This is a genomic window from Desulfobacterales bacterium (assembly GCA_029211065.1).
In the GTDB taxonomy this organism is placed as follows: domain Bacteria; phylum Desulfobacterota; class Desulfobacteria; order Desulfobacterales; family JARGFK01; genus JARGFK01.
The window spans coordinates 28482-43421 of the sequence record JARGFK010000031.1; the positions used below are offsets into that span (position 1 = coordinate 28482).

At 50.7% G+C, this 14940-nt stretch carries 15 protein-coding genes; 8 read left to right on the top strand and 7 right to left on the bottom strand.

The features are described 5' to 3' along the window. Positions 1-289: 289 nt before the first annotated feature. The 5 genes from polA (at position 290) to P1P89_08990 (ending at position 6312) form a co-directional block, all read left to right on the top strand. Positions 290-2968: a DNA polymerase I gene (polA, locus tag P1P89_08970; protein MDF1591630.1), complete on the top strand. Its 2679-nt coding sequence runs from the start codon at positions 290-292 to the stop codon at positions 2966-2968. 51 nt (positions 2969-3019) lie between these two features. Continuing rightward, entirely contained in the window at positions 3020-3580 is a 561-nt protein-coding gene (locus P1P89_08975; GenBank protein MDF1591631.1) for a DNA-3-methyladenine glycosylase I, read from the top strand. A 110-nt stretch (positions 3581-3690) separates the two neighbouring features. Then, positions 3691-4122, top strand: a complete 432-nt coding sequence (locus tag P1P89_08980; GenBank protein MDF1591632.1) for a PaaI family thioesterase — start codon at positions 3691-3693, stop codon at positions 4120-4122. 66 nt (positions 4123-4188) lie between these two features. Next, positions 4189-5487: a glycosyltransferase family 4 protein gene (locus P1P89_08985; protein MDF1591633.1), complete on the top strand. Its 1299-nt coding sequence runs from the start codon at positions 4189-4191 to the stop codon at positions 5485-5487. Between the two features lie 12 nt (positions 5488-5499). After that, positions 5500-6312 carry a ZIP family metal transporter gene (locus P1P89_08990; protein ID MDF1591634.1) on the top strand — a complete coding sequence of 271 codons (813 nt, stop codon included), beginning with the start codon at positions 5500-5502 and terminating at the stop codon, positions 6310-6312. A 23-nt stretch (positions 6313-6335) separates the two neighbouring features. On the opposite strand, the gene P1P89_08995 is transcribed toward P1P89_08990, so the two are convergent. Continuing rightward, positions 6336-7022 (bottom strand): TIGR04283 family arsenosugar biosynthesis glycosyltransferase, encoded by a 687-nt coding sequence (locus P1P89_08995; GenBank protein MDF1591635.1) that lies wholly within the window; start codon positions 7020-7022, stop codon positions 6336-6338. Here P1P89_08995 and P1P89_09000 point away from each other — a divergent pair. Continuing rightward, the gene (locus P1P89_09000) at positions 7021-7965 is read left to right on the top strand and encodes an iron transporter (protein ID MDF1591636.1); all 945 of its coding nucleotides are present in this window, start codon (positions 7021-7023) and stop codon (positions 7963-7965) included. The genes P1P89_08995 and P1P89_09000 overlap by 2 nt on opposite strands. A gap of 60 nt (positions 7966-8025) precedes the next feature. Continuing rightward, positions 8026-8409 (top strand): hypothetical protein, encoded by a 384-nt coding sequence (locus P1P89_09005; GenBank protein MDF1591637.1) that lies wholly within the window; start codon positions 8026-8028, stop codon positions 8407-8409. Positions 8410-8478: 69 nt separating this feature from the next. Here P1P89_09005 and P1P89_09010 read toward each other — a convergent pair whose 3' ends face one another. The 6 genes from P1P89_09010 to P1P89_09035 all read right to left on the bottom strand — a co-directional run bounded on the left by P1P89_09010 (position 8479) and on the right by P1P89_09035 (position 13172). Further along, positions 8479-8670 carry an alpha-hydroxy-acid oxidizing protein gene (locus tag P1P89_09010; GenBank protein ID MDF1591638.1) on the bottom strand — a complete coding sequence of 64 codons (192 nt, stop codon included), beginning with the start codon at positions 8668-8670 and terminating at the stop codon, positions 8479-8481. Further along, positions 8615-9472, bottom strand: coding sequence for an alpha-hydroxy acid oxidase (locus P1P89_09015; protein MDF1591639.1), 858 nt, complete (start codon positions 9470-9472; stop codon positions 8615-8617). Before P1P89_09015 ends, P1P89_09010 begins: the two co-directional genes overlap by 56 nt. A gap of 21 nt (positions 9473-9493) precedes the next feature. Further along, complete coding sequence (locus P1P89_09020) at positions 9494-9994, bottom strand: hypothetical protein (protein MDF1591640.1); 501 nt, start codon at positions 9992-9994, stop codon at positions 9494-9496. A 301-nt stretch (positions 9995-10295) separates the two neighbouring features. Further along, positions 10296-11459, bottom strand: a complete 1164-nt coding sequence (locus P1P89_09025) for a mandelate racemase/muconate lactonizing enzyme family protein (protein MDF1591641.1) — start codon at positions 11457-11459, stop codon at positions 10296-10298. 61 nt (positions 11460-11520) lie between these two features. Beyond that, positions 11521-12426, bottom strand: a complete 906-nt coding sequence (locus P1P89_09030; GenBank protein MDF1591642.1) for an NAD(P)-binding domain-containing protein — start codon at positions 12424-12426, stop codon at positions 11521-11523. 29 nt (positions 12427-12455) lie between these two features. Next, the gene (locus P1P89_09035) at positions 12456-13172 is read right to left on the bottom strand and encodes a FadR/GntR family transcriptional regulator (protein ID MDF1591643.1); all 717 of its coding nucleotides are present in this window, start codon (positions 13170-13172) and stop codon (positions 12456-12458) included. A 267-nt stretch (positions 13173-13439) separates the two neighbouring features. Between P1P89_09035 and P1P89_09040 the strand changes: the two genes are divergently transcribed. Then, positions 13440-14675: a radical SAM protein gene (locus P1P89_09040; GenBank protein ID MDF1591644.1), complete on the top strand. Its 1236-nt coding sequence runs from the start codon at positions 13440-13442 to the stop codon at positions 14673-14675. Positions 14676-14940: the final 265 nt, after the last annotated feature.

Here is a 14940-nt window from a genome sequence, read left to right on the forward strand (position 1 = left end):
GGCAACATATCGAATTCATGATCGAAACTTTGATAAGAGCCGATACGCCGAAGCTTGGCGCTGGGCATAAAATAACGATATTTTTTAAAACCTAATGCAGGGAGCGCCTGATGTCAAACAGCTTTCCGGTTTGAACGCATTCCCGTTTTAGCGGAACTCAGTCCTGAAATCTACTGACAATTGCTGGTTTCAGGGCCATTAAACAATTTTTTTTGCAGGGCGCTGTCGTAGTGGGCATCCAAAAGCAGCCCCGGCTGAGCTGACAATACTTTAATAATAAATATTTTCGATGCATACAGAAAAAACCATCTATCTGATAGACGGCAGCGCCTACATCCACAGGGCTTACCATGCAATCCGGTCGTTGACGAATTCAAAAGGCTTTCCGACCAATGCCGTTTTCGGTTTTACGCGCATGCTGCTGAAACTGATGCAGGACCGTGCGCCCGAATATGTGGTCATGTGTTTTGACGCCAAGGGCCCGACATTTCGCCATGAAGCTTTCAAGGACTACAAAGCCAACCGGCCGGCGATGCCGGAAGATATGGCCGTTCAGATCCCGTACATCAAAGCTGTTACCGAGGGATACAATCTGGCCGTATATGAAGTGCCCGGATATGAAGCCGACGATCTCATCGGCACGTTTGCGCGAAAGGCCGTGGAATCCGGATTCCGGGTCGTGATGGTAACCGGCGACAAAGACTTTATGCAGCTGGTCACGGATCGTGCGGTAATTTGGGACCCCATGAAGGATGAAACCATCGATCTGGAAAAGATACAAAATTTAAAAGGCGTTCGGCCCGATCAGATTGTTGATGTGATGGGTCTATCGGGCGATGCTTCGGATAATATCCCCGGTGTTCCCGGCATCGGGCCCAAAACCGCGCTGGATCTGATCAAAACCTACGGAGACATGGAAACCTTATATGGGCAGGTGGAAACCATCCGCAAAAAGAAACAGCGGGAAAACCTGATCCGGTACCGGGAACAGGCCTTTTTGAGCCGTCGGCTTGCCATCATTGACACGCAGGCGCCGGTTCTCTTTGATGTTGCGGCGTTTAAAGTCAAAGAAGCGGACGCAGCAAGGCTTGCAGATCTGTTCCAGGAGCTCGAGTTCCGGCAGTTGCAGCAGGCGGTTTCACTGGCAGGCGATCACAGTCAAAAAAAATACCGGTCTATCCTGGACCCATCGGCCTTGGCCGGGTTGGTCAGCCGTCTGCAGTCCGCCGATCTCTTTGCCCTGGACACCGAAACCACCTCCAAGAACCCGATGGCGGCGCAACTGGTGGGATTGTCCTTTGCGATGAATCCGGACGAAGCCTTTTACATTCCTTGTGCCCATCAATATCCGGGCGCGCCCGCTCAACTCGGGCTTGCCGAAACGCTCCAGAAGCTGCAGCCGGTCCTGGAGAACGCCGGTATCCGGAAAATCGGTCAGAATATAAAATATGACTGGATGGTCTTGAAGCGCCACGGCATCAACATAGCCGGGGTTGAGTTTGACACCATGCTGGCCTCTTATCTGCTGAATCCCTCTAAAAGGGCTCACAATCTGGATCAGATTGCCCTGGATTTTTTGAATTATCGCAAAATAAAATTCAAAGACCTCATGGGCAAGGGAAAAGATATCACCGGCTTTGCCCAAGTCCCCTTAGAGACGGCAACAAGCTATGCCTGCGAGGATGCCGACATCACATTTTCGGCCTATGCGATGATGCGGCCTGAACTGGAAGCGGTCGGCCTTTTGACATTGATGGAGACGGTGGAGATGCCGCTGGTCCCTGTCTTGATGGACATGGAACTTAAAGGGATATGCGTGGACAAAGACCGCCTGAAGATGCTTTCAAAATCGTTCCAGCAGCAGTTGGAGCGGATCGAAGATGCCGTCTATGGGATTGCCGGCGAAACATTCAATATCAACTCTTCCCAGCAGTTGGGGCGCATTCTTTTTGAAAAGCTTAATCTGCCGGTTCAGAAAAAAACCCTAAAAAAGACCGGCTATTCCACGGATGTCGATGTGTTGACGACCCTGGCCGCCTACCACGAACTGCCGGCACAGATACTGAGGCATCGAACCCTGTCCAAACTCAAGTCGACTTACACCGACGCGCTGCTGCAACTCATCGATCCCCAAACCGGCCGGATTCATACCTCCTTTAACCAGACGGTGACGGCTACCGGCCGTCTCAGCAGCTCGGACCCGAATTTGCAAAACATTCCGGTCCGAACCGAGGAGGGCAGGGAGATCCGCAGCGCATTTGTGCCCCGAAAGGGCTGGCATCTGGTTTCGGCCGACTATTCGCAGATTGAACTGCGGATACTGGCGCATTATTCCGAGGATAAGATTCTGGTTAAGGCCTTTGAAGAAGATGAAGATATCCACGCCCGCACGGCAGCGGAGGTGTTCCAGGTTTTTCCGTCTTTTTTGAACGATGATCTGCGGCGGCAGGCCAAAGCCATCAATTTCGGCATTGTCTATGGAATGAGCGCCTACGGCCTTTCCAAACAATTGAACATCAGCCAGGCCATGGCGGATACATACATCAAAAATTATTTCAGCAGGTATAAAGGCGTCAAGGCATTTATGCAAAATACGATTGAGACTGCCCGCCGGACCGGAAAGACCAGCACGCTGCTGAACCGGATACGGCTGCTGCCGGATATCAACAGCAGCAATCGGAATGTGCGCCAGTTTGCCGAACGCACGGCCATTAATACGCCGATTCAGGGAACTGCGGCAGACCTCCTCAAAATGGCCATGATCAAGGTGGACGCCGCCTTTAAAGAAGAAAAGCTTCAAGCTGCAATGCTGCTTTCCGTTCATGATGAACTCGTTTTTGAAGTCCCGCCCAATGAGCTGGAAATCGTGCAAGGGGTGGTCAAAGCGGTTATGGAAAACATTTGGGATTTGAGGGTGCCCCTTAAAGTAAACATCGCTTCCGGTGACAACTGGGCGGTCGTTCACTGAATGCGTTTAAGTTACGCCAATATCTCAAGACGATAAAGGGAAGTGATTGCCATGCCGATCCGATGCAAGTGGGCCGGCGCCGATCCGCTTTATGTCCGTTATCATGACGTGGAGTGGGGCGTGCCCCTCCATGACGATAAAAAACTGTTCGAATTTCTAATTTTGGAGGGGGCTCAAGCCGGGTTGAGCTGGTTGACTATTTTGAAGAAAAGGGAAAATTTTCGCAGCACATTTGACAATTTTGATGTTGCTAAAATATCCGCATACGATTCCGCCAAGGTCGCTGCGCTGCTGGGCGATCCGGGAATCATTCGCAACAGGCTGAAAATAGAGGCGAGTGTCCAAAACGCCCGGGCCTTTCAAAAAGTTCAAACGGAATTCGGCAGCTTTGACAATTACATCTGGCGCTTTGCCGAGGGAGGGCCTATCCGGAACCGCTGGAAAACGGAAGCGAGCATACCGGCCCAAACACCGGCGTCCATCGCAATGAGCAGAGATTTGAAGCAGCGCGGATTTCGATTTGTGGGTCCGACCATCTGTTATGCTTTCATGCAGGCGGTGGGCATGGTAAACGATCATGTGGTGAACTGCTTTCGGTATCGTCAGGTTTAAACCCGTCCGTCTCATTCGAAAGAGGTATTGTTAATGGCGACAAAAAGGCAACCGTCCGCCCTGACGACTGCATTGATAAAGAGGACCGCAGGCCGGGGCGCAGATCTGGAATGAAGCAGAACAGCCCACGGCAAATTGAATTGATCACCCTCTTTAACCAAAAGGCGCCGATAGCGCGGCTTTTTGGCATGAAGCTCTCTTTTACGAATTCAGGCAATGCCATTATTGACCTGCCGTATAACCCGGAGCTTGACCATGCCCTGGGGGGCATCCATGGCGGCGTGTATGCCACCATGCTGGACAACGCCGGCTGGTTTACGGCAGCGGCTGCTCATGATTTTTCGTGTTGGGTGGCCACATCTGAAATGTCGCTGCATTTTTTGAAAGCGATTCAAAAAACGTCTCTGCGCAGTATCGGCAATTTGATTAAAAAAGGCAAACGGCAGGATATCGCCGAGATGCACCTCTATGACGGCGCAGGGGAACTGGTGGGCCATGCCACCGGCACGTTTGTGGTGTTAGCGGGTATTTCGCTGCCCTGACCCGCTGTTGCCTTTTAGGAATGTTGACTGAAAATCCGGTATGTAAGGTCGGAAAAGGAGGCGCTGATGACCATCTGCAAAACTTGCGGTAAAAGACATAATGTCGGATTCGTATCCACGCGGTTTGCCGGCACGGACGGTGTGTCTCTTGAAACTGAAAAATGGGCGGCTGTTTTTAAAAGGGAAGGGTACAATTGCTTTTATTTCGCCGGGGAACTGGAGCGTCCCCGGCAGAGTTCCTATCTGGTCAAGGAAGCCCATTTCAAGCATCCCGACATCAGGGATATTTATAAAAGTGTTTTCGGCGTTCAAACGCGCAAGCGATCGATGACCCGGCAAATTCATGCGTCCAAAGAAAGGTTAAAGAATCATCTCTATAAGTTTATCAGAAAGTTCAGAATTGATTTGCTGGTTCCGGAAAACGCTCTCACCATTCCCCTCAACATTCCCTTGGGCATTGCCCTGACCGAACTCATTTCCGAGACCGGCATCCGCGTGATCGCCCATCATCATGACTTTTTCTGGGAACGGCAGAATTTTATGACAAATGCCGTCTGGGAATATCTTAACATGGCCTTCCCGCCGCATTTGCCCAGCATTCAGCATGTGGTCATCAATTCCTCGGCCGACAACCAGCTGAGCCTGCGGACCGGCATATCCGCCACCATCATTCCCAATGTGATGGACTTTGACAACCCGCCGCCGCCGATGGACGCCTATGCGTCGGATGTCCGGCAAAGCCTTGAACTGGATGACGATGAACTCCTTATCCTGCAACCGACCCGGGTGGTCAAGCGCAAAGGCATCGAGCACGCCATCGAACTGGTCCATCGGTTGGGCATAAAAGCCAAACTGATTATTTCGCACGCGTCCGATGACGAGGGTTATGATTATGAGCGCCGGGTCAGAGAATATTCCAGGCTGATGGGTGTCAACACGAACTTCGTCTGTAAACTTATTAATGAACACAGGGGGCGGACAGCGGACGGCAGAAAGATTTATACACTGGCCGATGTTTACCCCCATGCGGACCTGGTGACCTATCCATCGACCTTCGAGGGGTTCGGCAATGCCTTTTTAGAGACCATCTATTTCCGCAAACCGATCGTGGTCAATACGTATTCCATTTATGAAATGGATATCAAACCCAAAAAATTCAATGTGATCGAAATTGACGGCTATGTTACCGACAAGGCCGTTCGGCAAACCCGAGAAATTCTAAAAGACCCGGTGTATTGCCGGAAAATGGTTGAGGAAAATTATGAAAAGGCCAAACGCTATTATTCCTACAAGGTTCTGCACCAGAAACTGAGGAATCTGATTGTCGAATCGATGGGATGCAGTTTTTCACAAAATGAAAAATAGTAGGTGATAAAGATGGTGGCATTATTTGAAGGGTTAAATCCGGTCCTGCAGGCACTGCTCGGCACCCTGTTTACCTGGCTGCTGACCGCACTGGGGGCGGCGACTGTTTTTACAGTAAAGACCGTGAACCGGAAAATGATGGACGGCATGCTGGGGTTTGCCGCCGGTGTCATGATTGCCGCCAGCTACTGGTCCCTGCTGGCGCCGGCCATCGAAATGTCTGAAGGAAAGTCGCTGCCGGCCTGGTTTCCGGCCGTGATAGGGTTTATGGCCGGCGGCCTGTTCCTGTGGGGGGTTGATAAAGTCCTACCCCATCTGCACCTGGGTTTGCCCATGGAAGCGGCTGAAGGAATCAGTACCCGCTGGCGGCGGAGCATCCTGTTGGTGATGGCCATTACACTTCACAACATTCCGGAGGGGCTGGCGGTTGGTGTCGCCTTCGGCGCCGTGGCGGCGGGGCATTCTTCCGCTACCCCGGCCGCTGCGGTGGTACTGGCTGTCGGGATCGGCATTCAAAATTTTCCGGAGGGGATGGCGGTTTCCATGCCGCTGAGACGCGAAGGCATGTCCCGGCTGAAAAGTTTCTGGTACGGCCAGCTTTCCGGGGTGGTGGAACCGATAGCTGGCGTGATCGGCGCCGCCGCCGTCATCGTCGCCCAGCCCATTTTGCCCTATGCCCTGGCGTTTGCCGCCGGCGCTATGATTTTTGTGGTGGTGGAGGAATTGATTCCGGAATCGCAACGGGGCGGAAATACCGATTTTGCGACCATTTGTACCATGCTGGGATTTACCGTGATGATGTGGCTGGATGTGGCTTTTGGATAAGAGGCCATTGAAAAACGCTCCCTTCAGCGGTAAAATTTTACCAGGCGTTCCGGTGCAACCCCCAAAAGATAAAGTGTAATTAACATCCAGTTTCGCAGGGTGCAATAGAGCACGCCTTCTTTTTCCCAGCGGCGGGGTGAGGTTAGCGCCATGTCCGGTAGAATGATAATTTTGCCGCCGGCCTTTTTGAGACGACGCATCAAATCAACGTCTTCCATTAAAGGGATGTCTCTGAACCCGCCGATTTTGTCATAAATCGTTTTGTTTATGAAAATGGCCTGATCGCCGTAGGGGATTTTCGTAAGGCGCGATCGTATCGACACCGCCCTTTCAATAAGGCGGAAAACGCGTTTGCCCGAATCGATGCCCAAAGAGAAAGCGCCCCCGGCAACATCTTTGCGGCGACAGACAGCCACAATTTGTAACAACGCATCCTTGCCAAGGACGACGTCCGCGTGGAGAAAAATAAGAATTTCGCCTGTTGCCAGCCGGGAGCCCCGGTTCATCTGAAAGCCGCGTCCCTTGGGGGACTTGATTTTTTTTACGGTAGTGGAAGTGACGGCTGCAAGGGTGCTGCCGCCGGGGTCGCCGTCCACAATGATAATCTCCAGGCTGAAATCACCTGCCAGATTTTGTAGATGCATGAGGGTCCTGTTTATGATATAGGCCTCGTTCAACACCGGAATGATGATGGAAAGGTGATGCCTCATGGGGTTATACCCTGCAATTAAGTTAAGCTTTAAAACCGGCATCCAGAAGGGCTGGAGCGGTTATGTCTGGATGCTCAAAATCATTGTGCCCATATCTTTTTTGACGTTCCTGATCGACACCAGCGGCTTTATCCATCGGATTGATTTTGTCCTAACCCCGGCCATGGGACTCCTGGGGCTGCCGCCGACAGCCGTAATCCCCTTGCTGCTGGGATTGCTGACAGGTGTCTATGGAACCCTCGGCGCCATGGCTGCCATGTCGTTCAGCGTTCCCCACATGACCCTGATCGCCGTGTTTATCCTGATTGCCCACAATCTTATACAGGAAGGGATTGTCCAGAGCAAGTCCGGCCTGAATCCATTTGTCACAACAGGGGCACGCCTGCTGACGGCGGTCATTATGGTCATCGTGATGGCAGGGCTGTTGGGTATCGAAGGGGAGGCGCTTACAACCGGCCCCGCCGGTTCTGCTGCCACGCAGCCCTTCGGGTTTTTACTGAAAAAGTGGACCCTGGAGATGATACGGCTTTGTTTTAAAATATTCATTATTATCATGGCACTGATGGTGATCCTAAGGATCTTAAAGGATTTTCATTTGACCGAGCGGATCGTTGCGGTCTTGCGGCCGATGTTAACGCTGCTGGGGCTCAGTCAGCGGGTGGGCATGATTTGGCTGACGGCCTGCCTGTTCGGTCTGTCTTATGGCGCGGCCATTATTGTTGAAGACGCCCGGGAGGGTAATTTTACCCCTGATGAGCTGGCCAGATTGCACCTGTCCATCGGCATCAATCATTCCATGGTGGACGACCCCGTTCTATTTATGGCTTTCGGCATCAATCCCTTTTGGCTGTGGATTCCCCGGTTGATAGCGGCCATCATTGCGGTACGGGTATATATGTTTTTGAAAAAATTCCAGGGGTCAAGGATTCTAGGGGGCAAGTAAAAGTCCTATTATTCCAACCCGTCAATAGTCATCGTCGCTGACGGTTATCCCACAAAGAGCATGAAAAACCCGGATCAGAGTGACTGCTATCCGAACAGCAATTCATTTTCTTTTGATGTGCATTTTATATGGGCAAGCGGCAAACAGCTGATGGTTGAGCTTCCCCGCCAGCCTTTCGGTGACGGCCGGATTTATGGCCGTCGGGATTCAGGCAATCCGCAGGATGACCTGAATATCTGGAAATCCCTTTTTGACGAACTGTATAGAGAGTCTGCGAAAAATCCAACCTTTTGTCCGTTTCAGTTTCACCCCTATGTGTCCAGTCGACCGGGAAGGGCAAAGGTCCTCTCTGATTTAATTCAGTACATGAAAGGACGCAAGGGCGTCTGGTTTGCAACCGGGACTGAAGTCGCCCGATGGTGTCTGGACAGAACAATTAAATAGACATAACGAATTCCCCGGCGGTCACCGCCGGCTTTCTGACGGGCAGAAGAAGTCTATATGAAGACACAGTCAATGCTCTTTATTTTGCCCCAGAAACAATATGTCAGGCGTGATGTCGGCAAGGGAGCTGCAGCCGCTTAACCGCATGGCCAGTTCAAATTCCTTGCGCAGTATTTTCAGAACTTCTCCGGCGCCTTTTTCTCCATTAACGGCAAGGCCCCAGATGATCGGGCGGCCGACGCCGACGGCACTGGCCCCCAATGGTGGCCGGTACCGTATCCAGCTGGCGCCCCCCATGGTTGGAGACGATCACTCCGGCTGCCCCGTGTTCGCCGGCCATTCTGGCGTCTTCGGGATGCAGCACCCCTTTTAGCAGCACCGGCAACCTGGTTTTTGAGCAAAGCCAGTCCACGTCCTTCCAGTTGAGGGTAGGGTCAAACTGCCAGGTTACGTAACTGGCCAGCCCTGAGCCGTCACTATCGGGAAAGCTGTCTTTTCCCAGGGCGGCCATGTTTTCCATTGAAAGCCCTTTCGGCAGACGGAAACGATTGCGAACATCCCGCTCGCGGCGCCCCCAAACCTGGGCATCGACCGTCAGCGCCAGGGCCTGACACCCGGCCGATTCGGCCCGCTGAATCAGCGACAGGGTCGCAGCGCGGTCTTTATAAAAATAGAGCTGAAACCAGAGCGGCCCTTGCGTTACCGCGGCAACCGACTCTATCGAGCAGGTCGACAGTGTGCTGAGGATCATGATGACGCCGGCAGCTGCTGCGGCTCTGGCCGTGGCCATTTCCCCTTCAGGGTCAGCCATCCGATGAAACGCAGTGGGAGCTACCATGATCGGCATAGTAGTCGTTTGTCCGAACAGGGTTTTGCCGAGGTCGGTCTTGCTGATGTCTTTCAGCACCCGCGGGTTCAGTTTTATCCGTTCATAGGCAGAGTGATTTTCGCGCAGGGTGATTTCATCTCCGCCGCCGCTGGCATAATAGTCATAAGCGGTGGGGGATAACTTCTCGGCGGCGGCGGTTTCATAGTCAAACAGGTTGATCAATAATTTTTCCATATATTTAAGTTTGCCGCTGTTTTATTCCAGCATGCTTTCAGGGGCTTTGGGGGCGGGCTGTCCCACCTCCTTGTCTTCCATTAGAATGCGGGCACATGAATTCCAGCGGAGGATCGAGTCCGGGTTTCCTTCCGGGCGGATTGCAATTGCCTGTTCGTAGGCAGCCATGGCCTTCTGGAACCATTCATAAGCCACCCGTCCGGCACTGAACCCCCTTTTTCTTAAGTGCGATTTGGCGCGTCTTTCATAAATAATTCCCAGATAAAACACTTTTTGATAAGGGCTTTCCAATTCGGATTGCACTTCCAGCGCACGGTTATAAGCAGGGAAAAGCTGGTCCTTAAATTGCGCTGTCAGCGACAGCAGCAGGTCAACCCGTGCGGGCTGGTTTTGAGGATCAACGGCCAATATGTCGAGACAAACACTTTCAGCAGCCCAGGGCTCATCCATCAGGCGATAACGTTCGGCACGCTCCAGCGCAGCAGGTATGTCTCGGAGTTCAATTTTTTTTAGATCGAACATGTGATGACGCCCTCCTTAAAATGCATACGTATACAAGTGACCGGGGGATGTATCGGATTTTTGTCTTTAATTTATTAAATTACAGAAGTGTTTGTCAACAGAGGGATCTTAAATGGTCTCAAAAACCTGAAAAGATAACGATAAAAATATTATTGAAAAAATTGATTTGTTTCAATAGCCGCCGGGATTGGCTGTTATTACCTGGATTTTGCACAAGTGCAGGTTTCATTATAAAAACAGAGAGCGCAACTGTTATGCCGCACGGTTACGCTCTCTATGTTTGGACATGAACCGATGGTCGTTAAAATCCGCCGATGCGGCCGTCATCCTCGGGAAGCGGCAGTTTTCTTAATGGAAATTGTTTGTAGGCGTATTTTGCAAGGGCCTCTTCATCCATTTCCAGACCCAGGCCGGGTTCCTGGGGCAGGTGGATGTATCCGTCAACCGGCTTGAGCTGATTTTTACAGATAATGTCACCCAGTTCGACAAAGGGGAGGAAGTACTCGGTAATAATAAAGTTCGGCATGCAGGCCGAGGCATGCACGGTGGCCGATAATCCCAGCAGGGTTGAATTGTAATTGTGGGGAGAAACGGCAACAAAATAGGGCTCGGCCATGGCGGCTATTTCCAGCAGCTCCAGAATGCCGCCGCAGTTAGTCACATCCGGATTGATAATATCTGCAGCACGGTAATCGAAAACCGGCCTGAAACCCGCCTTGGTGAAGATATTTTCGCCGGTGACGATGGGTATGCGCGTATTGCGGCGCACCTCTGCAATCGCCTCGATGTTTTCAGCCTGGCAGGGCTCTTCAAACCAGTACGGCTCAAATTCCTCCAGCCGCTTGGCCAATTCAATGGCATGCATCGGCGCCAGACGTCGGTGGATGTCCAGCAGCAGGTCGACATCCGGTCCGACGGCCTTGCGTACCTCCTTGACGACGTTGACGGCATGCCGGATGTGTTCTTTAGGAACAAAGGTCCTCCAGGGGCGCGGTAGTGGGTCGAATTTCATGGTGTCAAAACCCTCTTCGACCACCTTGCGGGCGGCACTGACATAGTCCTCCACTTTATGCATTTTATAACTCCAGCCGTTGGGATATACGCGGACCTTGTCCCGAACAGGGCCCCCCAGAAGGTTGTAAACGGGCTGTCCGCAGGCTTTCCCCACGATGTCCCACAGGGCCATCTCGATGCTCGAAAAAGAGCTGTAGAATTCAAGGGACCCCCGGCGCTGGGCATAATCGTCAAAAGCGATCCTTCTTAAATGTCTTATCTCGAAAGGATCACGGCCTATTAGATAACGACTGAGTTCTTCAATGTGGGCGGTGACGGCGCGGTCCCGGTCGTACTGGGTGTAGGCTTCGCCCCAGCCATGGATGCCCTCGTCCGTTTCAATTTTGACATAGATCAGATTCTTACGCCAACCTGGATGAACCGTGTAATTTTTAACATTGGTAATTTTCATTCTTAACCCTCCCTTTTATGGTTTAAAATTTATCTGAGAAAGCCTGATACGCATTTGAATATCAATCAGATGCGTCTTGTGGCATTCGGACGGCCTTGTCTTCCAGGGCACGCAGGGCCGTATCAAGCGATTCCGGGACATTGCCGCCGAATTCTTCACGAAGGCCAAGGCGGCTGCACCAATCCAGCTTTTCACGGACGGCCCGGGTCATATCTGATGGAAGATTCAGAAATTGAAGTGTTTCGATGACTTCTTCCATTTCATGGGTCATGCGTTCGGCGCTGGTGATTCCTTTTGGAAAAATGGTTTGTACGGTCTCCATAAAATTGGTTTTGTCTATCGTTTCCGCTATTGACCGGAGGACAATAGCCTCTGCCTCGTATTTGCGGGCGGCCATCAGCATTTCAATTAAAAGGGCAACAAGCCCTTTCATGAAGATGCTGCGGAACATCTTGATCCCTGACGCTTTTCCGGGTTTATCCCCCAGAGAATGGATCTGCATGCCGTAAGGTTCCATAACCGCCTTAAAGCGGGCGGCACCGCTGCCGGAGGCAAGAATGGGCACGCGGTGCAGAAAAGTCGGAACCGGACCCATCATGGCGGCATCAACAAAGGCAGCACCGGACTTTTCGATCACGGCTGCAATTTGTTCCTTAACCATCGGCGAAGTTGCATTCACATCGATGTAAAGGTTGTTTTTGTCCAGATAGGGGGCGGTCTGCTCGACGATGGATAAAGCGACCGATCCGGTAACACAGGAGATCATGATGTCGGTTTTTTCGGCCAGCTTTTGAATGCGGTCAAGGTAAATCGCATCTATCTCTGTCGCGCGTTTTCTAATGGTTTCGCTGAAGGGAGGGGTGTCCCGCTGGGTGTCGATAAAGTAAATTTCTTTAATGCCGGCGCCTTTCAACCCTTTGGCCAGACCGTATCCGGCAACCCCAAAGCCTATAAATGAGAGATTCATCTCAGTTTTCCGAATTATCCTTTCTATATTTAATCGGTTTCATCTTCCGGCAAAAAACGGGCTTTGGAATTTTCAAGGTGCGTCCGGAGGGCAGTGAGGATTGCCGGTTCATCCCGGTCGGCAATTGCCTGAAATATGGCTTCATGTTCCTTGATTCTATCATCCCGCAATCTGGTGTCCGATAGGGCCTTTTTCATGGTCTGCCAGAGGGGCTGGCTCGTAGCATTGAGCAGGGAAGAGATGGTATTTACAACCAGCGGATTGCGGGTAATTTGAGCGATTCGCAAATGAAACGCATGATCTTCAAGACGATAGGTTTCAATATCATTCGCCAAAATGGCTTTCTGAATGCGTTTAAAACAGGTCGATAAATTCAGTATATCCTTTTTTGTAGCAGTGCGGCTTGCAAGAACCGCAGCCCCGGGTTCAAATGCAATTCTGGCGTCAATTAATGCAAAGGGGTCTTCTTCATTTTTAAATATCAAGGAAATGAGCGTGTCATAATTGTTATTGTCGACGGAATTAACGATATAGTTTCCCTGGCTGTGTCTTGTTTCTAGAATACCCATTATCTGGAGTGCGGATATCGCCTCCCGGATGGTATTGCGGCTGAGGCCCATCTCCTTGGAAATGGCTCTTTCCGGCGGCAGTTTGTCGCCCGGTGATAATTTTTGCTTTTTGATGGTCTCAATCAGCATCTCAGCGGCAATGTGGCTCTTTTTTTTTGTTTCAATTTTAGTGAACATAAAATGGTTCCGGTAAATCGCTAAAGGTTTAAAATATGAACCACTTTAGCATCAACGATTAGAAAAATCCATAAAATGTTTAAATAATATAAACAATAGAAAATATAGCATATTTTTATATTTGTATTCACTTGACTTTTATTTATTGAATTGGTAGAACCAAAATACCAATCATTATTTTGTTCTGTTTGTAACCGCTGGGGCATGGAGAATCTGCCACATAACCGGTTTTAAAAATATCAAACGAATTCACCAATGGAGGAAAAAGTGAGCAGCCAAAAAAAGAAAAATTACAATCCCGCCCTCTTGCGATTGGAATTGTTAAGCCGTGGTATTAAAGTGGATACTCAATTTTCAAAGCAAATGGGAAGTTCTTTAAAAGAGCCGCTCTGGACCAGAACCGGACCCACCAGCACCGGCATTGATTTAAAACTTGAAAAAGGCGTCTATGTCAGTCCCGCCATCGAAGGGGAACGGTTTCCCTATCACTATAAAGATTCGCCGTTTGTTCTGACCATTGATGAACAACAACAACCGATTATAACGAAAAATGGGGTCATTGTGCAGAAAGTGACCCCGTTTCCCCGGCCCAGCTTCTATGGCAAAACAACCAGCAGTGGAAACCCCATGGAAAAGATCGGGGTTGTGACCGGAGATTTTCTGGCGATGGCCATCGATAACCGCTGCTGGTTCTGGGGATACTACCGGGACGATGAACTGGTCAACTATAAAGAAAAACAGTGTAAATTTTGCGGCATCGGTTTGAGCATGAAGCGGGATGAACTTTACCGCAAAAGCAACGAGGATGTTTTAGAAGTCATTCAGGCCGCCGTTGAAGGCGGCGATGTAAAGCACCTGGGCATTAATGCCGGTACATTTCCTCCCCCGGGGCGTGGGCACGAAGAATATGCCAAACTGATATCCGAGATCAAATCCAGGTTTGATATCTGGATTCGATTGTCCATCTGCCCGCCGGAGGAAGAAAAATACATCGATATCCTGTTTGATGCCGGCGCCGACCAGATCGGCTACGATATCGAGGTATTTGACCCTGAATTGTATGCTAAAATCTGTCCGGGAAAAAATGAGGAAGTGGACCGGAAAGTGCCGCATGCGCATTTCACCCGGATGCTCAAGTACGCGGCTCAGCGGGGCGGTCCCAACAAGACCTATTCCATTATCGTTACCGGACTGGAGTCCAAAGAAAGCACCGTTGCCGGAGTGGAACATCTGTGTCAGATGGGTGTGGTCCCGCGCCTGGGCATATTCCGGCCGATCCCCGGCACGCATCTAGAAAAGCATCCGGTGCCCAGCCCGGAATATCTGATCTACTGCTACCGCAACCTGCGCGAACTGACAATGAAATACGGCGTCGATTCAGGCTGTCCCGGCTGCGGGCGAACATTTGTGGGAACCAAAGAATACGACGGGGTTAATCCGATCATGCCGGAGATCACGGATGAAGATCTTGAGATCGCAGAGATCGATCCGTTACAGATATAAGTCTTCATCTGAGTTTTCAGCAAAAAAAATTGAAGACAACAAACCAGGAAAAACCGATGCGGCACCATTCCTTTAAGGTTGCTACATTACGCTATTAAATTTGTAACAAGGAATAAATATTCTCATCGTTTTCAGGATTTAATACACATTCAGCCGTCCGGTTTTGTCTGTCTGTTCCAATAATACCCAGTGTTAAGGATTTAAATTTTTCCAAAAGTTCCGCCTGGCTCAGGGGGTTTTCCGGCATGCCCCGGGGGATGTCCAC

Excerpts from the sequence above, each read along its gene's own strand:
- polA (MDF1591630.1), top strand. The coding sequence starts at position 290 with ATGCATACAGAAAAAACCATCTATCTGATAGACGGCAGCGCCTACATC.
- P1P89_08975 (MDF1591631.1), top strand. The coding sequence starts at position 3,020 with ATGCCGATCCGATGCAAGTGGGCCGGCGCCGATCCGCTTTATGTCCGT.
- P1P89_08980 (MDF1591632.1), top strand. The coding sequence starts at position 3,691 with ATGAAGCAGAACAGCCCACGGCAAATTGAATTGATCACCCTCTTTAAC.
- P1P89_08985 (MDF1591633.1), top strand. The coding sequence starts at position 4,189 with ATGACCATCTGCAAAACTTGCGGTAAAAGACATAATGTCGGATTCGTA.
- P1P89_08990 (MDF1591634.1), top strand. The coding sequence starts at position 5,500 with ATGGTGGCATTATTTGAAGGGTTAAATCCGGTCCTGCAGGCACTGCTC.
- P1P89_09000 (MDF1591636.1), top strand. The coding sequence starts at position 7,021 with ATGGGGTTATACCCTGCAATTAAGTTAAGCTTTAAAACCGGCATCCAG.
- P1P89_08995 (MDF1591635.1), bottom strand. The coding sequence starts at position 7,022 with ATGAGGCATCACCTTTCCATCATCATTCCGGTGTTGAACGAGGCCTAT.
- P1P89_09005 (MDF1591637.1), top strand. The coding sequence starts at position 8,026 with ATGAAAAACCCGGATCAGAGTGACTGCTATCCGAACAGCAATTCATTT.
- P1P89_09015 (MDF1591639.1), bottom strand. The coding sequence starts at position 9,472 with ATGGAAAAATTATTGATCAACCTGTTTGACTATGAAACCGCCGCCGCC.
- P1P89_09020 (MDF1591640.1), bottom strand. The coding sequence starts at position 9,994 with ATGTTCGATCTAAAAAAAATTGAACTCCGAGACATACCTGCTGCGCTG.
- P1P89_09025 (MDF1591641.1), bottom strand. The coding sequence starts at position 11,459 with ATGAAAATTACCAATGTTAAAAATTACACGGTTCATCCAGGTTGGCGT.
- P1P89_09030 (MDF1591642.1), bottom strand. The coding sequence starts at position 12,426 with ATGAATCTCTCATTTATAGGCTTTGGGGTTGCCGGATACGGTCTGGCC.
- P1P89_09035 (MDF1591643.1), bottom strand. The coding sequence starts at position 13,172 with ATGTTCACTAAAATTGAAACAAAAAAAAAGAGCCACATTGCCGCTGAG.